This is a genomic window from Leifsonia xyli subsp. cynodontis (assembly GCF_050632205.1).
In the GTDB taxonomy this organism is placed as follows: Bacteria; Actinomycetota; Actinomycetes; order Actinomycetales; family Microbacteriaceae; genus Leifsonia; species Leifsonia xyli_D.
Genome location: NZ_CP192578.1, coordinates 297,392 through 311,897 on the forward strand (window position 1 = coordinate 297,392; position 14,506 = coordinate 311,897).

The 14,506-nt window shown below is 69.4% G+C and carries 13 protein-coding genes and 1 pseudogene; 11 read left to right on the top strand and 3 right to left on the bottom strand.

The genetic code is table 11. The features are described from left to right. Nucleotides 1–21 precede the first annotated feature (21 nt). The 10 genes from ACQ86M_RS01480 (at nt 22) to ACQ86M_RS01525 (ending at nt 10,349) form a co-directional block, all read left to right on the top strand. Nucleotides 22–1,155, top strand: a complete 1,134-nt coding sequence (locus ACQ86M_RS01480; protein WP_431220406.1) for a magnesium and cobalt transport protein CorA — start codon at nt 22–24, stop codon at nt 1,153–1,155. A 179-nt stretch (nt 1,156–1,334) separates the two neighbouring features. Next, nucleotides 1,335–2,417, top strand: coding sequence for a BMP family lipoprotein (locus ACQ86M_RS01485; RefSeq protein ID WP_431220407.1), 1,083 nt, complete (start codon nt 1,335–1,337; stop codon nt 2,415–2,417). Nucleotides 2,418–2,597: 180 nt separating this feature from the next. After that, nucleotides 2,598–4,118, top strand: coding sequence for an ABC transporter ATP-binding protein (locus ACQ86M_RS01490; protein WP_431246802.1), 1,521 nt, complete (start codon nt 2,598–2,600; stop codon nt 4,116–4,118). After that, the gene (locus ACQ86M_RS01495; RefSeq protein ID WP_431246803.1) at nt 4,115–5,416 is read left to right on the top strand and encodes an ABC transporter permease; all 1,302 of its coding nucleotides are present in this window, start codon (nt 4,115–4,117) and stop codon (nt 5,414–5,416) included. The genes ACQ86M_RS01490 and ACQ86M_RS01495 overlap by 4 nt, the downstream gene beginning before the upstream one ends. Beyond that, nucleotides 5,413–6,705: an ABC transporter permease gene (locus ACQ86M_RS01500; RefSeq protein WP_431220410.1), complete on the top strand. Its 1,293-nt coding sequence runs from the start codon at nt 5,413–5,415 to the stop codon at nt 6,703–6,705. Before ACQ86M_RS01495 ends, ACQ86M_RS01500 begins: the two co-directional genes overlap by 4 nt. Continuing rightward, nucleotides 6,702–7,136 (top strand): cytidine deaminase, encoded by a 435-nt coding sequence (locus ACQ86M_RS01505; RefSeq protein WP_431246804.1) that lies wholly within the window; start codon nt 6,702–6,704, stop codon nt 7,134–7,136. Before ACQ86M_RS01500 ends, ACQ86M_RS01505 begins: the two co-directional genes overlap by 4 nt. A gap of 22 nt (nt 7,137–7,158) precedes the next feature. Continuing rightward, complete coding sequence (locus ACQ86M_RS01510; RefSeq protein ID WP_431220412.1) at nt 7,159–8,466, top strand: thymidine phosphorylase; 1,308 nt, start codon at nt 7,159–7,161, stop codon at nt 8,464–8,466. A 10-nt stretch (nt 8,467–8,476) separates the two neighbouring features. Further along, entirely contained in the window at nt 8,477–9,595 is a 1,119-nt protein-coding gene (locus ACQ86M_RS01515) for an adenosine deaminase (protein WP_431246805.1), read from the top strand. Between the two features lie 155 nt (nt 9,596–9,750). Next, nucleotides 9,751–10,080: a PTS sugar transporter subunit IIA gene (locus tag ACQ86M_RS01520; protein ID WP_431220414.1), complete on the top strand. Its 330-nt coding sequence runs from the start codon at nt 9,751–9,753 to the stop codon at nt 10,078–10,080. Beyond that, on the top strand, nt 10,077–10,349 hold the full coding sequence (locus ACQ86M_RS01525) for a PTS sugar transporter subunit IIB (RefSeq protein ID WP_431220415.1): 273 nt from the start codon (nt 10,077–10,079) through the stop codon (nt 10,347–10,349). Before ACQ86M_RS01520 ends, ACQ86M_RS01525 begins: the two co-directional genes overlap by 4 nt. Nucleotides 10,350–10,352: 3 nt before the next feature. On the opposite strand, the gene ACQ86M_RS01530 is transcribed toward ACQ86M_RS01525, so the two are convergent. After that, nucleotides 10,353–10,655 (bottom strand): ArsR/SmtB family transcription factor, encoded by a 303-nt coding sequence (locus tag ACQ86M_RS01530; RefSeq protein WP_431220416.1) that lies wholly within the window; start codon nt 10,653–10,655, stop codon nt 10,353–10,355. 49 nt (nt 10,656–10,704) lie between these two features. Between ACQ86M_RS01530 and ACQ86M_RS01535 the strand changes: the two genes are divergently transcribed. Then, nucleotides 10,705–11,892: an MFS transporter gene (locus tag ACQ86M_RS01535; RefSeq protein WP_431220417.1), complete on the top strand. Its 1,188-nt coding sequence runs from the start codon at nt 10,705–10,707 to the stop codon at nt 11,890–11,892. Between the two features lie 16 nt (nt 11,893–11,908). On the opposite strand, the pseudogene ACQ86M_RS01540 reads toward ACQ86M_RS01535, so the two are convergent. Further along, a pseudogene (locus tag ACQ86M_RS01540) lies at nt 11,909–13,614 on the bottom strand (phospho-sugar mutase). Next, the gene (locus ACQ86M_RS01545; RefSeq protein ID WP_431220419.1) at nt 13,611–14,444 is read right to left on the bottom strand and encodes a purine-nucleoside phosphorylase; all 834 of its coding nucleotides are present in this window, start codon (nt 14,442–14,444) and stop codon (nt 13,611–13,613) included. The pseudogene ACQ86M_RS01540 and the gene ACQ86M_RS01545 overlap by 4 nt, the downstream one beginning before the upstream one ends. Nucleotides 14,445–14,506 lie beyond the last annotated feature (62 nt).

The following is a 14,506-nucleotide window of genomic DNA, read 5'->3' on the forward strand; positions in this document are numbered from 1 at the left end:
CTCGCGACCTGGAGGTGACCGATGGCCAACCTGAACCGACGCGGCATTCCCATGCCCTTCGTGACGCGCACTCGACGGGTCGAGCCTCCGTCGCCCGCCGCTCCGCAGCCGACGGCCGAGCAGACGCCCGGTCGTCGCAGCATGGTCGACAGCGCGATCTACGCCGAGGGCGTCCGCGTCGCCTCGCCGACCACGCTCGCCGAGACGTACGCCGCGCTCGACCGCACGCCCGGCGGCGTCGCCTGGATCGGGCTCTACCGGCCGACCGAGCAGGAGCTCATGTCGCTCTCGGAGGAGTTCGAGCTCCATCCGCTCGCCATCGAGGACGCGATCGTCGCCCACCAGCGCCCCAAGCTGGAGCGCTACGACACCGTGCTCTTCGTCGTGCTGAAGGCGGCGAACTACCTCGACGTGCCCGAGGAGGTCGACTTCGGCGAGCTGCACCTCTTCGTCGGCCCCAACTTCGTCATCACCGTCCGCCACAGCGAGTCGCCCGACCTCTCGCACGTGCGGCAGCGGATGGAGGGGGAGCCGGAGCTGCTCGCCCTGGGCCCGCAGGCCATCCTGTACGCCATCATCGACGCCGTCGTGGATGCGTACAGCCCGGTGGTCGCGGGACTCGCGAACGACATCGACGAGATCGAGACCCAGGTGTTCGGCGGGGATGCGCTGGTCTCCCGGCGCATCTACGAGCTGTCGCGGGAGGTCATCGACTTCCAGCGGGCGACGCATCCGCTCTCGGCCGTGATGCTGGCGCTGGAGCGCGGGTCGGCGAAGTACGGCGTGACGCAGGAGCTCGAGCGGCGCCTGCGCGACGTGGCCGACCACCTCACCCAGGTCAACGAGCGCGTCGACGCCTTCCGCTATCTGCTGCGCGACATCCTGACCGTGAACTCGACGCTCGTCTCCGAGCGCCAGAACGAGGAGATGACGCGGCTGGCGCACTCCAGTCACCGGCAGGGCGAGGAGGTGAAGAAGATCTCGTCGTGGGCGGCCATCCTGTTCGCGCCGACGCTGATCGCCGGCATCTACGGGATGAACTTCACCCATATGCCCGAGCTCTCCTGGCCTCTGGGGTACCCGCTGGCGGTGCTCGCCATGGTCGGACTGAGCGGCCTGCTCTACTCGATCTTCAAGCGGCGCGGCTGGCTCTGAGGCCGCCTCCCCGAACGGGTGACACGCTGCTCGAATGAGCGCGTGCCAATCGGGTGAGCGTTTGTAACGCTTGCATGAAGAAGCCGGATATTCGGACGGCGCGGTCCGTCACATTCGGTAACCTGACCGCTAGAGAGCCCCGACTACCCGCGGCGGCTACGCATCTTGGAGGAACAACCTTGTCAATCACAGCCCGTAAGGCCGGTCTCCTCGGCCTGGCGGCGGTCGGCGTCATGTCGCTGCTCGCCGCTTGCTCGGCTGCTCCCTCGGACAGCTCGTCCGGCGGCGCCGCCAAGAGCGACTTCACCCCCTGCATGGTCTCCGACTCCGGTGGATTCGACGACCACTCGTTCAACCAGCTCGGCTACGAGGGCCTGCAGCAGGCCGCCAAGTCGCTGAACGTCAAGTACAAGCAGGCCGAGTCGAAGAGCGAGAACGACTTCGCGCCGAACATCCAGAGCATGGTCGACGCGAACTGCAACCTCGTCGTGACGGTCGGCTTCCTCCTCAAGGACGCGACGGAGAAGGCCGCCAAGGCGAACCCGGACGTCAACTTCGCGATCATCGACGACAACGAGATCCAGGCGAAGAACGTCAAGCCGATCATCTTCGACACGGCCCAGGCCGCGTTCCTCGCCGGCTACGCCGCCGCCAGCTACTCGAAGACCGGCATCGTCGGCACCTTCGGCGGCATGCAGATCCCGACGGTCACCATCTTCATGGACGGCTTCGCCGACGGCGTGAAGTACTTCAACGACCAGAAGGGCAAGTCGGTCAAGGTCGTCGGCTGGGACGTCGACAAGCAGAACGGCCTCTTCACCGGTGGCTTCGACGCCAACGAGACCGCGAAGAACACCGCTCAGGGCGTCATCGACCAGAACGCGGACGTGATCATGCCCGTCGGCGGCCCGATCTACCAGTCGGCCGCGCAGGCGATCAAGGACTCGGGCAAGCCGATCGCGATGATCGGCGTCGACGCCGACGTCTTCCAGTCCGACCCGACCGTGAAGGACCTGCTCCTCACCTCGGTCATGAAGGGCATGAAGCCGGCGACCAACGACGTCGTCACGCAGGCCGCCAAGGGCAAGTTCGACAGCACCCCCTACGTGGGCACGCTGAAGAACGACGGCGTGGGCATCGCGCCGTTCCACGACTTCGAGTCGAAGGTGGACTCGGGTCTGCAGGGTGAGCTCGACAAGATCAAGGCCGGCATCATCGACGGCTCGATCAAGGTCACCTCGCCCTCGTCGCCGAAGCAGTAACCAGCGACGAGAACGCTCGACGGGGAGGTCAGCCACGGCTGGCCTCCCTGTTGCGTTCCGGACTTGTCTCCGCTGCTCATCTGCGCACACACTGACATATGCGCAGGCAGGTAATGTGAACACGCGCGTCGAGGCCACCAGCCGATTCCGCGTGCCCTCTCCTGAAGGAAACCCACCCGAATGAAGCTCGAACTCCGCGGCATCACCAAACGGTTCGGTGCCCTGGTCGCGAACGACCACATCGACCTGACGGTCGAACCCGGCGAGATCCACTGCCTGCTCGGCGAGAACGGCGCAGGCAAGTCCACCCTCATGAACGTGCTCTACGGCTTCTACCAGGCCGACGAGGGCGAGATCCTGCTCGACGACGTCGTCCAGCACTTCTCCGGCCCCGGCGACGCCATGAAGTCCGGCATCGGAATGGTGCACCAGCACTTCATGCTCATCCCGGTCTTCACGGTCGCCGAGAACGTCATGCTCGGGCACGAGCAGACCAAATTCGGCGGACGCCTCGACCTCAACGCCGCCCGCGCGAAGGTGCGCGAGATCTCGGCCCGGTTCGGCTTCGACGTCGACCCGGACGCGCTGGTCGAAGACCTGCCCGTCGGGGTGCAGCAGCGCGTCGAGATCATCAAGGCGCTGTCGCAGAACGCGAAGGTGCTCGTTTTCGACGAGCCGACCGCCGTGCTGACGCCGCAGGAGACCGACGAGCTGATGGCGATCATGCGCCAGCTCAAGGAGCAGGGCACCGCCATCATCTTCATCACGCACAAGCTGCGCGAGGTGCGCGAGGTCGCCGACCGCATCACCGTGATCCGCCTGGGCAAGGTCATCGGCGAGGCGCAGCCGACGGCGACCAACGTGGAGCTCGCCTCCATGATGGTCGGCCGCGCGGTCTCGCTGGCCGTCGAGAAGGCGCCGGCGACGCCCGGCGATCCCGCGCTCGTCGTGAAGAACCTCTCGGTCATCGACCCGATCGGCCAGCTGGTCGTGAACAACGTGAGCTTCGAGGTGCGCGCGGGCGAGATCCTCGCCATCGCGGGCGTGCAGGGCAACGGCCAGACGGAGCTGACGGAGGCCATCATCGGTCTCCAGCCCAGGGTGCAGGGTGAGATCCTGCTCGACGGCGCGCCGATCCAGGGCCACAGCGTGCGCAAGGTGCTCGACGCCGGCGTCGGCTTCGTTCCCGAGGACCGAAACGAGGACGGCCTGGTCGGCGAGTTCACCATCCAGGAGAACCTGATGCTCGACCGCTCGACCGGAGACCCGTTCGTCAAGGGCGGCAACATCCAGTTCTCGTACCTCAAGGACTTCTCCGAGGAGAAGGTGCGCGAGTTCGACGTGCGCACCCAGTCCATCGACACCAAGGTGGGCCGCCTCTCCGGCGGCAACGCGCAGAAGGTCGTGCTCGCGCGCGAGCTGAGCCGCGACCTGAGGCTGTTCGTGGCGGCGCAGCCGACCCGCGGCCTCGACGTCGGCTCGATCGAGTTCGTGCACAAGCGGATCGTCGCCACCCGGGATGCCGGGGTCCCGGTCATCGTCGTCTCCACCGAGCTCGACGAGGTCGCCGCGCTCGCCGACCGGATCGCTGTGATGTACCGCGGAGCAATCGTAGGAATCGTGCCGGGTGACACGTCTCGCGACGTCCTCGGCCTGATGATGGCCGGCGAAGCGCCGGAACAGGCAGGAGCAGCAGCATGACCGGGACCCCGACGGCCGGACAGCCGCTGGCGCCGGCCCAGCCCGCGGAGCCGGGGAGGCCCGCTCCCGCCCCGCAGCACGACGGGGAGTCGACCCGCTGGAACCAGGCGGTCCGCGACATCATGGGCGGCCCGGTGATCATCTCGATCCTGGCGGTCATCCTGGCCCTCATCGTCGGCGCGATCCTCATCGCGGTCACCGACCCCCAGGTGCAGCGCGCCGCCGGCTACTTCTTCGCCCGGCCGGGCGACACGTTCTCCGCGATCTGGAGCTCGGTGTCGAACGCCTACGTCTCCATGTTCCAGGGCGCGATCTACAACTTCCGCCGTCCGACGTTCGCCGCCGGCATCCGCCCGCTGACCGAGACGCTGACCTTCGCCACGCCGCTGATCGTCAGCGGCCTCGGCGTCGCGCTGGCGTTCCGCGTCGGGCTGTTCAACATCGGTGGCCAGGGGCAGATCCTCATCGCCGCCGCAGCCTCCGCCTGGGTCGGCTTCTCGTTCGACCTGCCCCCGGTGCTGCACCTGGTGCTGGCCGTCGTCGCCGGGGTCGTCGGCGGTGCGGTCTGGGCCGGGATCGTAGGCGCGCTGAAGGCGCGGACCGGTGCGCACGAGGTGATCGTCACGATCATGCTCAACTACATCGCGTTCTATCTCGTGTCATACATGCTGCGCACGCAGGGTCTGCTGCAGGCGCCGGGGTCGAACAACCCGAAGGCTCCGGCGGTGCACGCCAACGCGATCTTCCCGCCGCTCTTCGGCGCGCAGTACAACCTCACCTGGGCGTTCATCCTCGTGATCGGCGCGACCGTCTTCGCCTGGTGGCTGATCAACCGCTCGGGCCTCGGCTTCCGGTTCCGCGCGGTCGGCGAGAACCCGAGTGCGGCACGCGTCGCCGGCATCAACGTCAAGAACATCTACATCTACGCGATGCTGATCGCCGGTGGCCTCGTCGGCCTGGCCGGCGCCAGCCAGGCGCTCGGCGTCTTCCCGCAGGGAATCAGCTCCGGTGTGGATGCGGGCATCGGCTTCGACGCGATCACCGTCGCACTGCTCGGCCGCTCCCGGCCGTGGGGCGTGTTCATCGCCGGTCTGCTGTTCGGCGCGCTGAAGGCCGGCGGCTACACCATCCAGGCGGCCAACGACATCCCGATCGACATCGTGCTCATCCTGCAGTCCCTGATCGTGCTGTTCGTCGCGGCGCCGCCGCTGGTGCGGGCGATCTTCCGGCTTCCCACGCCGGGGAGCTCGCCCCGGAGACCGCGTCCCATCGTCACCAAGGAGGTGGAGGCCAAGTGAGCACCACCGCATCCGTGGTCCCCGACTCGTCGCCGATCGTCCTCGAGAAGGCGGAGATCCGCTCCTGGAAGGCGCCGATCGCCTTCGGCGTCTTCGTTCTGATCAGCGTCATCCTGTTCTTCGGCTTCGCCCGCCACGGCGAGAGCTCGTTCCGCTTCTCCGAGAAGTCGGACCTGGTCAAGTTGCCGAACCTGACGGTCGACAGCTTCGTGACCACGACGGTGGTGACCATCCTGCTCATCGGCCTCACCGCCTGGAGCGCCTACCTCTCCTATAAGGCACGGCGCACACCGATCTGGGTCGTCATCGTCTTCTCGCTCCTGTTCATGTTCGCCTTCCTGGCGTGGGCCGACTCCGGCAGCCCGTACCCGGTGCCGGTCACCGGCCTGCTGCTCGGCGCGATCAGCCTCGCGGTGCCGCTGGTCTTCGGCGCCCTGGGCGGTGTCGTCTCCGAGCGCGGCGGCGTGGTGAACGTCGCCATCGAGGGTCAGCTGCTCGCCGGGGCGTTCGTCTCGGCCATGACGGCGACGCTCACGGGCAGCTGGGTGGTCGGCCTCATCGCCGCGATGGTGGCCGGAGTGCTGGTGTCGTTCCTCCTCGGCGCCTTCGGCATCAAGTACCTGGTCGACCAGGTCATCGTCGGCGTCGTGCTCAACGTCCTCGTCATCGGCCTCACGAGCTTCCTCTACTCGAAGGTGCTCGCCGGCAACCCGCAACTGCTGAACCACCCGCCGCGCCTGCCGAACTGGCCCATCCCGGTGCTGAGCGAGATCCCGATCATCGGCAAGGTGCTCTTCGACCAGTCGATCATCGAGTACCTCATGTACCTCGCGGTGTTCCTCGTCTGGTTCGGCCTGTTCAAGACCCGCTGGGGCCTGCGCCTGCGGTCGGTCGGCGAGCACCCCGAGGCGGCGGACACCGTCGGCATCAACGTGAACAGCACCCGGTTCTGGAACGTGTCGCTCGCCGGAGCGATCGCCGGCCTGGGCGGTGCCTACTACACGCTCGGATCCGTCGGCGCCTTCTCGAAGGAGATGACCGCAGGCCAGGGCTTCATCGCGCTCGCCGCCGTGATCTTCGGCCGCTGGGACCCGATCCGCGCCACGCTCGCCGCGCTCCTGTTCGGCTTCGCCACCAACCTGCAGAACGTGCTCAGCACCATCGGCTCGCCCGTCCCGAGCGAGTTCATGCTGATGCTGCCGTACATCGTGACCATCCTCGCGGTCGCCGGCCTGGTGGGCCTCTCGCGGGCGCCGGCCGCCGACGGAAAGCCGTACATCAAGTCATGAGCGCCCATCCCGATCCCGAGACCATCGACTGGGCCGCGCTGCGCGCCGCCGCGAACGAGGCGCGGACGCACGCCTACGTGCCGTACTCCAAGTTCCCCGTCGGAGCGGCTGCGCTCGTCGACGACGGACGCATCGTGAGCGGCTGCAACGTCGAGAACGCCAGCTACGGGGTGACCCTGTGCGCCGAGTGCGGCCTCGTCTCGTCGCTCGCCATGACGGGCGGCGGCCACCTCGTCGCCTTCACCTGCGTGAACGGCGACGGCGACACGCTCATGCCGTGCGGGCGCTGCCGGCAGCTGCTGTACGAGCACTCCGCCGAGGGGATGCTGCTGGAGACCGTCTCCGGCATCCGCACCATCGACGAGGTGCTGCCCGACGCCTTCGGGCCGCGCCAGCTCGCCGCGTACGCGGCCGAGCACGAGAACGACTGAACGACGACAGAGGAACACCTTCGTGACCGATCTTGCAGGAGAGGTCGAGGCGTTCGACGCCGTCGACCTGATCAGGACCAAGCGCGACCGCGGCGAGCTCAGCACCGCCGAGATCGACTGGCTCATCGACGCGTACACCCGCGGCTACGTCGGCGACGAGCAGATGTCGGCGATGACCATGGCGATCTTCCTCAACGGGATGACGCGCCGAGAGATCAAGGACATGACGCTCGCGATGATCGCCTCGGGCGAGCGGATGGACTTCTCCGGCCTCGGCAAGCCGACCGCCGACAAGCACTCCACGGGAGGCGTGGGCGACAAGATCACCCTTCCGCTGATGCCGCTGGTCGCGACGTTCGGCGTCGCCGTGCCGCAGCTGTCGGGCCGCGGGCTGGGGCACACCGGTGGCACCCTGGACAAGCTGGAGAGCATCCCCGGGTGGCGCGCGAACCTCAGCAACGAGGAGATGTTCGCCCAGCTGCAGAACGAGGGCGGCGTCATCTGCGCCGCCGGCTCCGGCCTCGCCCCCGCCGACGGGAAGCTGTACGCGCTGCGCGACATCACGGGCACCGTCGAAGCGATCCCGCTCATCGCATCCTCGATCATGTCGAAGAAGATCGCGGAGGGCACGAGCGCGCTGGTCCTGGATGTGAAGTTCGGCTCTGGCGCGTTCCTCAAGGACATCGAGCGCTCGCGCGAGCTCGCCCGCACCATGGTGGAGCTGGGGCGGGATGCGGGGGTCGCCACGTCGGCGCTCCTCACCGACATGAACGTCCCGCTCGGCCTGGCGATCGGCAACGCCAACGAGGTGCGCGAGTCGGTCGAGGTCCTCGCCGGGGGCGGACCGGCCGACATCGTCGAGCTGACGGTCGCCCTCGCCCGCGAGATGCTGACGCTGGCGGGACGCCCGGACGAGGATGTGGAGGCCGCCCTGAAGGACGGCCGCGCGATGGACAAGTGGCGCGAGGTCATCCGCGCGCAGGGCGGAGACCCCGACGCGGCGCTGCCGGTGGCGAAGGAGACGCACGTCGTCACGGCCGAGGAGGACGGCATCCTGGTCGAGCAGCAGGCGCTGCCCTTCGGGATCGCCGCCTGGCGTCTCGGCGCCGGCCGCGCCCGCAAGCAGGACCCGGTGCAGCACGCGGCGGGCATCGACCTGCACGCGAAGCCCGGCGACGAGGTCCGCAAGGGCCAGCCGCTGTTCACACTGTCGGCCGACGAACCGGCCCGTTTCGAGCGCGCCCTCGAGGCACTCGACGGCGCCTACCGCATCGCCCCCGCCGGGACCGCCTTCGAGCGCGGCCCGCTGATCGCCGACCGCATCGCCTAGGGTTGAGGTCATGAGCGACGCCTGGAACGAGTACGCGCTGGCCGACGGCACCCTGATCCGTCCGCTGCCGAAGGTCTCCCTGCACGACCACCTCGACGGTGGGCTCCGCCCCGCGACGGTGCTCGAGCTGGGCGACGAGATCGGCCTCGAGCTTCCCGCGCAGGGCGCAACGGAGCTGGGCCGCTGGTTCGCGGAGAAGTCGAACTCGGGCTCGCTGGTCGAGTACCTGAAGACCTTCGACCTGACGACCGCGGTGATGCAGACCCGTGAGGGCCTGAGCCGTGTGGCGCGCGAGTTCGTCCAGGATCTGGGCGAGGATGGCGTCGTCTACGGCGAGGTCCGCTGGGCTCCGGAGCAGCACCTGTCGCGCGGGCTCACCCTCGACGAGACGGTCGAAGCGGTGCAGGACGGCATCGAGCAGGGCATCCAGGATGTGCGTGCCGCGGGCGGCCGCATCCGCGTCGGCCAGCTGGTGACCGCGATGCGGCACAACGACCGCGGCCTCGAGATCGCCGAGCTCGCCGTACGCCACCGCGACCGCGGGGTCGTCGGATTCGACATCGCCGGCCCGGAGGCGGGCTTCCCGCCCTCGAACCACCGCGCCGCGTTCGACTACCTGGCGTCGGAGTTCTTCCCGGCGACCGTGCACGCCGGCGAGGCGGACGGGCTGGACAGTATCCGGAGCGCGCTCCTGGACGGACGCGCGCTGCGCCTGGGCCACGGGGTGCGGCTCGCCGAGGACATCACGATCGAGCGTCAGGACGACGAGAACACCTACGTGACGCTCGGTTCGCTCTCGCAGTGGGTGAAGGACCGCGAGATCGCGCTCGAGACGAGCCCGACATCCAACCTGCAGACCGGCGCGATCGCCGCGTGGGGCGACGACATCCTCGACCACCCGTTCGACCTGCTGTACCAGCTCGGCTTCCGGGTGACGGTGAACACCGACAACCGGCTCATGAGCGGGACGACGCTGACGCGCGAGCTGAGCATCCTCGCCGACGCCTTCGCCTACGACCGCACCGACCTGGAGATCTTCCAGCTCAACGCCGCGGCCGGCGCGTTCCTGCCCCTTGAAGAGCGTGAGGAACTGGCGGAGATCATCACAGCAGGTTTCGAGGGTTCCTAACCCGCCGGGCGCTACTGTAGAAATATGTCACTGCCACCGCTGCCTGATTCCGCCATCACCGTCGGCGCGCACGCGGCCGACTGGCGGCAGGCGGTCGAGCTGGCGGGGAGGCCCTCGCGCGGTCCGGCGCGACGGAGCAGGGCTACGCGCAGCGGATGATCCAGGTGATCGAGGAGTTCGGCGCGTACATCGTCATCGCGCCCGGCCTCGCGCTCGCGCACGCCCGGCCCGGTCCCGACGTGAACTCCGACGGGCTCGCGGTCGTCACGCTCGACGAGCCGGTGGTCTTCGGTCACCCCCACAACGACCCCGTCTCGGTCGTGCTCGGGCTCGCGGTCTCCACTCCGGAGGCCCACGTGACGAGCGTCGCCGAGCTGGCGAACGTGTTCAACGACCCGGAGGCGATTCCCGCGTTGGCGGCCGCCTCCGACGTCGCCGAGGTGCAGCGCATCCTCACCCTCTCCGAAGAAGAGGCCGCGCGATGAAGATCGTCGCGATCTGCGGCGTGGGCGTCGGGACGTCCGGCATCCTGAAGGTCAACGCCGAGCGCGTGCTCGACCGGCTCGGGATCGACGCCGACGTGACCGCGTCGGATGCGGCCCACATCGACGAGGCGGCGGCGGATGCGCAGGTCGTGCTGACTTCGCCCGAGCTCGTGGACCGCATCGGGCGGACCAACGCCGACGTGATCGTCGTGCACAACTACTTCGACCTCGAGGAGCTCGAGCAGAAGCTCGACGAAGCGCTGGGCTAGGCGTCAGTCGCGCAGCAGCGCCTCGATGAGGCCGGGGAAGCGAGCGTCGAGTTCGTCGCGACGCAGCTGGATCTCGTGCGTCCGGCCGCTCACGATCGTCCGGGTGACGCCCGACTCCCGCAGGGTCTTGAAGTGGTGCGCCATGGTCGACTTCTGCACGTCGACGCCCCACTCGGTCATGCTCTTGGGATGCGGACGGCCGTCTGCGAGCACGCGGACGATCTGCAGGCGGATGGGGTCGCCGACGGCGCGCAGCACGTCGACGAGCTGCACGTCGGCCATGTCGGGGGTGGGGTAGTCGGTCATGCTCACCAATTGTTTGACAACCATCGAACAATAGTCGTACTCTGACTGTATGACGTTCGTCGAACTATCGTACCGCAGGACGCTCCCTGCGCTGATCGTGCTGGCCCTGGCGCTGTTCGTCGTCGGCACGAACGCCTTCGTGATCGCGGGGCTGCTCCCGCAGGTGGCGGCCGGCCTCGGCGCCACCGCGACCGATGTCAGCTGGTCGATCACCAGCTACTCGCTGGTCGTGGCGGTGGCGGCCCCGGCGGTGTCCATCCTCCTCCCGCGCGTTCCCCGCGCTGCTCTCATGGCCGCCGGCCTCGGCGTCTTCGCCCTCGGCACCGCAGTCTCCGCCCTCGCCCCCGACCTGACCCTGTTCATCGCCGGCCGCACGTTCTCCGGCCTCGGCGGCGCGGCCCTCGTCCCGACCGCGACCGCTGCCGCAGCATCCCTGGCCAAGCCGGAGAAGCGCGGGCAGGCGCTGGCCATCGTGGGCGCCGGGTTCACCCTGGCGACCGCCGTCGGCTCGCCGCTCGGCACAGCGCTCGGCGGTCTCGCGGGCTGGCGGTTCGCCCTGTGGTGCATCGTGGGCATCGCCGCCGCGCTCGTGATCGCCATCCCGCTGGTCGTGCGCGGGGTGCCCGTGCCGCCCGCGGTGTCGCTGCGCCGGCGGCTCGCACCCCTGGCCGACCTCCGCATCGTCGCCCCGCTGGGGACCACCCTGCTCATGATCGCCGGATTCAACATCGTGTACATCTTCTCGGCTGCCGTCACCCGCCCCTCCACGGGTGGATCGGGGACGCTGCTCGCCGTGCTGCTCCTCGCCTACGGTGTGGCGGGCATCGCGGGGAACGCGATCGCCGGGCCTCTCACCGACCGGCTGGGCAGCCGCCCGGTTGCAGCGATCGCCCTCGCGGCGCAGGCGCTGACGCTCGTCGTGCTGGCCTTCGCCGAGGCGTCGTTCGCCGCCACCATCGTGGTCTTCGCGCTGTGGGGCGTCGCGGCGTTCGCGCTGGCCATCCCCGTGCAGCACCGGCTGGTGCACGTCGACCCGCAGAGCTCCGCTCTCGCCCTGTCGTGGTACTCGACCTCGATGTACGTCGGGATCGCGATCGCTCCGCCGATCGGCACGCTGGCGCTGTCGGCAGGCGGCGCGATGGCGGTCCCGCTCGCGGGCGCGGTCGTCACCGTCGCGGCACTCGCGGTGTTCCTCCTCGGGTACCTGGCGCGAGCGCCGCGGCCGGTGACCGCCTGACCGGGCGGCCGGGTGCTCAGGCCGTGAGCACCCGCATCGCCTCGCCCAGGGCTGCCACCCGGGCGGTCGCCGTCGTCCGTCGCTCCTCGACGGTGCCCTCGTCGCTCGAGGCGTCGATGTAGATCTTGAGCTTCGGCTCCGTGCCGCTCGGGCGCACCATGACGCGCGATCCGTCTTCGAGCAGGATGCGCAGCACGTCGCTCGGGGGCAGCCCGCCGAACCCGTCGCTCAGGTCGTCGATCTGCGACACCTTCACGTCGCCTAGGTGACTCGGCGGCGTGGCCCGCAGCGCGGCCATGATCTCGCCGATGCGCGAGAGGTCGGTGACGCGCAGTGAGATCTGGTCGCTCGCGAAGTACCCGAACCTCTCCGCGAACTGATCCAGGCGCTGAGCGATCGTGACGCCCTCCGCGGCGAGGCCGTTCGCCAGGTCGAGGAAGGCGACGGCGGCCGAGATGCCGTCCTTGTCCCGGACCGTCTCCGGGTTAACGAGGTAACCGAGCGCCTCCTCGTAGCCGTAGACGAGGCCGGGCGCGCGCGAGACCCACTTGAAGCCGGTGAGGGTGTCGGCGAAATCCAGCCGGTACGCATGCGCCACAGCGGCGAGGGCGGGGGAGGAGACGATGGAGCAGGCCAGCGTCCCGAGGGAGCCGCGCCCGTCCTCCCGCGCGACCGCGAGCTCGGCCGCGCGCCAGCCGAGCAGCGCGCCGACCTCGTTGCCGGAGAGCCGGCGGAAGCCGTCGGCGCTCGACGGGTCGGGGATGGCGACGGCCAGACGGTCGGCATCCGGGTCGTTGGCGATGACGAGGTCCGCCCCGGCCTCGCGGGCGGCGGCGAACGACAGGTCCATCGCGCCGGGCTCCTCGGGGTTCGGGAAGGCGACGGTCGGGAAAGCCGGATCCGGATCGATCTGCGCCGTGACGGGCGTCGGGGCGGCGAACCCGGCGCGCGAGAACGCCTCGCGCGCGGTCCGCCAGCCGACGCCGTGCATGGCCGTGTAGACGAAGGACACCGCATCGCGCGGGGCCTCGGTTGCGGCCACCGCCACCGTGGCTTCGATGTACGCCTGCTCGACGTCGTCGGAGGCGACCTGGTAGCGGTCGGAGCGCGGCAGCTCCGCGACGCTGCCCTGGGCGACGTCGAGGATGTGCGCGGCGATCTCCGCGTCGACCGGCGAGACGATCTGCGAGCCGTGGTTCTCGCCGCCGAGATACACCTTGTAGCCGTTGTCGTTCGGCGGGTTGTGGCTGGCCGTCACCATGACGCCCGCACTCGCATCCAGGTGCCGCACGGCGAACGCCAGAACCGGCGTCGGCAGGAGCCGGGGAGCAGGATGGCGCGCACGCCGGCTCCCGCCATGAGCTCGGCGGTGTCGCGGGCGAAGACGTCGGAGTTCTTGCGGCCGTCGTACCCGATCACCACGGATGGCGTCGCACCCTCGGCGTGCTCGAGCAGCCAGCGGGCGAACCCGGCCGCCGCCTGGGCGACGAGCACACGGTTCATGCGGTTGGGTCCGGCGGCGATGGCGCCGCGCAGGCCGGCGGTGCCGAAGGCGAGACGCTCGTCGAACCGCGAGTGCAGGTCGGCCACGGCCTCGGACGCGCCGGACTCGGCGGCGCCCACGAGCGACTGCAGTTCGTCCCGTGTCTCGGGGTCAGGGTCCTGTGCAAGCCAGGCGCGCGCCTCCTCGAGCAGCTGCGGAGTGTCCTTCGCGGCGCTCACAGCGCCTCCACGATCTGTGCGAGCAGCGCGCTGATCACGGGCTCGGCGGCCCGCCCCGCCTCGATGACCTCCTGGTGGCTGAGCGGGGTCTTCTGGATGCCGGCCGCGAGATTGGTGATCAGCGACATGCCGAGGATCTCCATCCCGGCCTGGCGGGCGGCGATCGCCTCGAGGGCGGTCGACATGCCGACGATGTGGCCGCCGACCGCCTTCGCCATCTGCACCTCGGCCGGCGTCTCGTAGTGAGGGCCGCGGAACTGCGTGTAGACGCCCTCGTCGAGCGACGGCTCGATCGTGTGAGCGAGGTCGCGCAGACGCTTCGAGTACAGGTCCGTGAGGTCGATGAAGGTCGCGCCTTCGAGCGGGGAGTCTGCGGTCAGGTTGATGTGGTCGCTGATGAGGACGGGCGTCCCCGGCTTCCAGTGCTCCTTGATGCCACCGGCGCCGTTGGTGAGCACCATGGTGGTCGCGCCGGCGGCCGCGGCGGTGCGGACGCTGTGGACGACGCGGCGCACGCCGTGGCCCTCGTAGTAGTGGGTGCGCGCACCGATGACGAGGGCGTGCTTGCCGTTCGCGATGCGGACCGAGCGGAGCGTGCCGACGTGCCCTTCGAGGGCCGGCTTGCTGAAGCCGACGATCTCGGTGGCCGGGATCGTCGCGACGGTCTCTCCGATGAGATCCGCCGCCTTCCCCCAGCCGCTCCCGAGGGTCAGGGCGATGTCGTGGCGTTCAACGCCCGTCTTCTCGGCGAGCTGCGCGGCGGCCTCGCGAGCGACCTCGAACGGGTCGACGGTCAGATCGTCGAGGGGGTTGGTGATGGTATCCGACATGCTCACAACTCTACTGAGCCGCCCGCTTTCCACAGGTCCGGGGGTGGATGCGCATCGGTGCA

Excerpts from the sequence above, each read along its gene's own strand:
- ACQ86M_RS01480 (WP_431220406.1), top strand. The coding sequence starts at position 22 with ATGGCCAACCTGAACCGACGCGGCATTCCCATGCCCTTCGTGACGCGC.
- ACQ86M_RS01490 (WP_431246802.1), top strand. The coding sequence starts at position 2,598 with ATGAAGCTCGAACTCCGCGGCATCACCAAACGGTTCGGTGCCCTGGTC.
- ACQ86M_RS01495 (WP_431246803.1), top strand. The coding sequence starts at position 4,115 with ATGACCGGGACCCCGACGGCCGGACAGCCGCTGGCGCCGGCCCAGCCC.
- ACQ86M_RS01505 (WP_431246804.1), top strand. The coding sequence starts at position 6,702 with ATGAGCGCCCATCCCGATCCCGAGACCATCGACTGGGCCGCGCTGCGC.
- ACQ86M_RS01515 (WP_431246805.1), top strand. The coding sequence starts at position 8,477 with ATGAGCGACGCCTGGAACGAGTACGCGCTGGCCGACGGCACCCTGATC.
- ACQ86M_RS01520 (WP_431220414.1), top strand. The coding sequence starts at position 9,751 with ATGATCCAGGTGATCGAGGAGTTCGGCGCGTACATCGTCATCGCGCCC.
- ACQ86M_RS01525 (WP_431220415.1), top strand. The coding sequence starts at position 10,077 with ATGAAGATCGTCGCGATCTGCGGCGTGGGCGTCGGGACGTCCGGCATC.
- ACQ86M_RS01530 (WP_431220416.1), bottom strand. The coding sequence starts at position 10,655 with ATGACCGACTACCCCACCCCCGACATGGCCGACGTGCAGCTCGTCGAC.
- ACQ86M_RS01535 (WP_431220417.1), top strand. The coding sequence starts at position 10,705 with ATGACGTTCGTCGAACTATCGTACCGCAGGACGCTCCCTGCGCTGATC.
- ACQ86M_RS01545 (WP_431220419.1), bottom strand. The coding sequence starts at position 14,444 with ATGTCGGATACCATCACCAACCCCCTCGACGATCTGACCGTCGACCCG.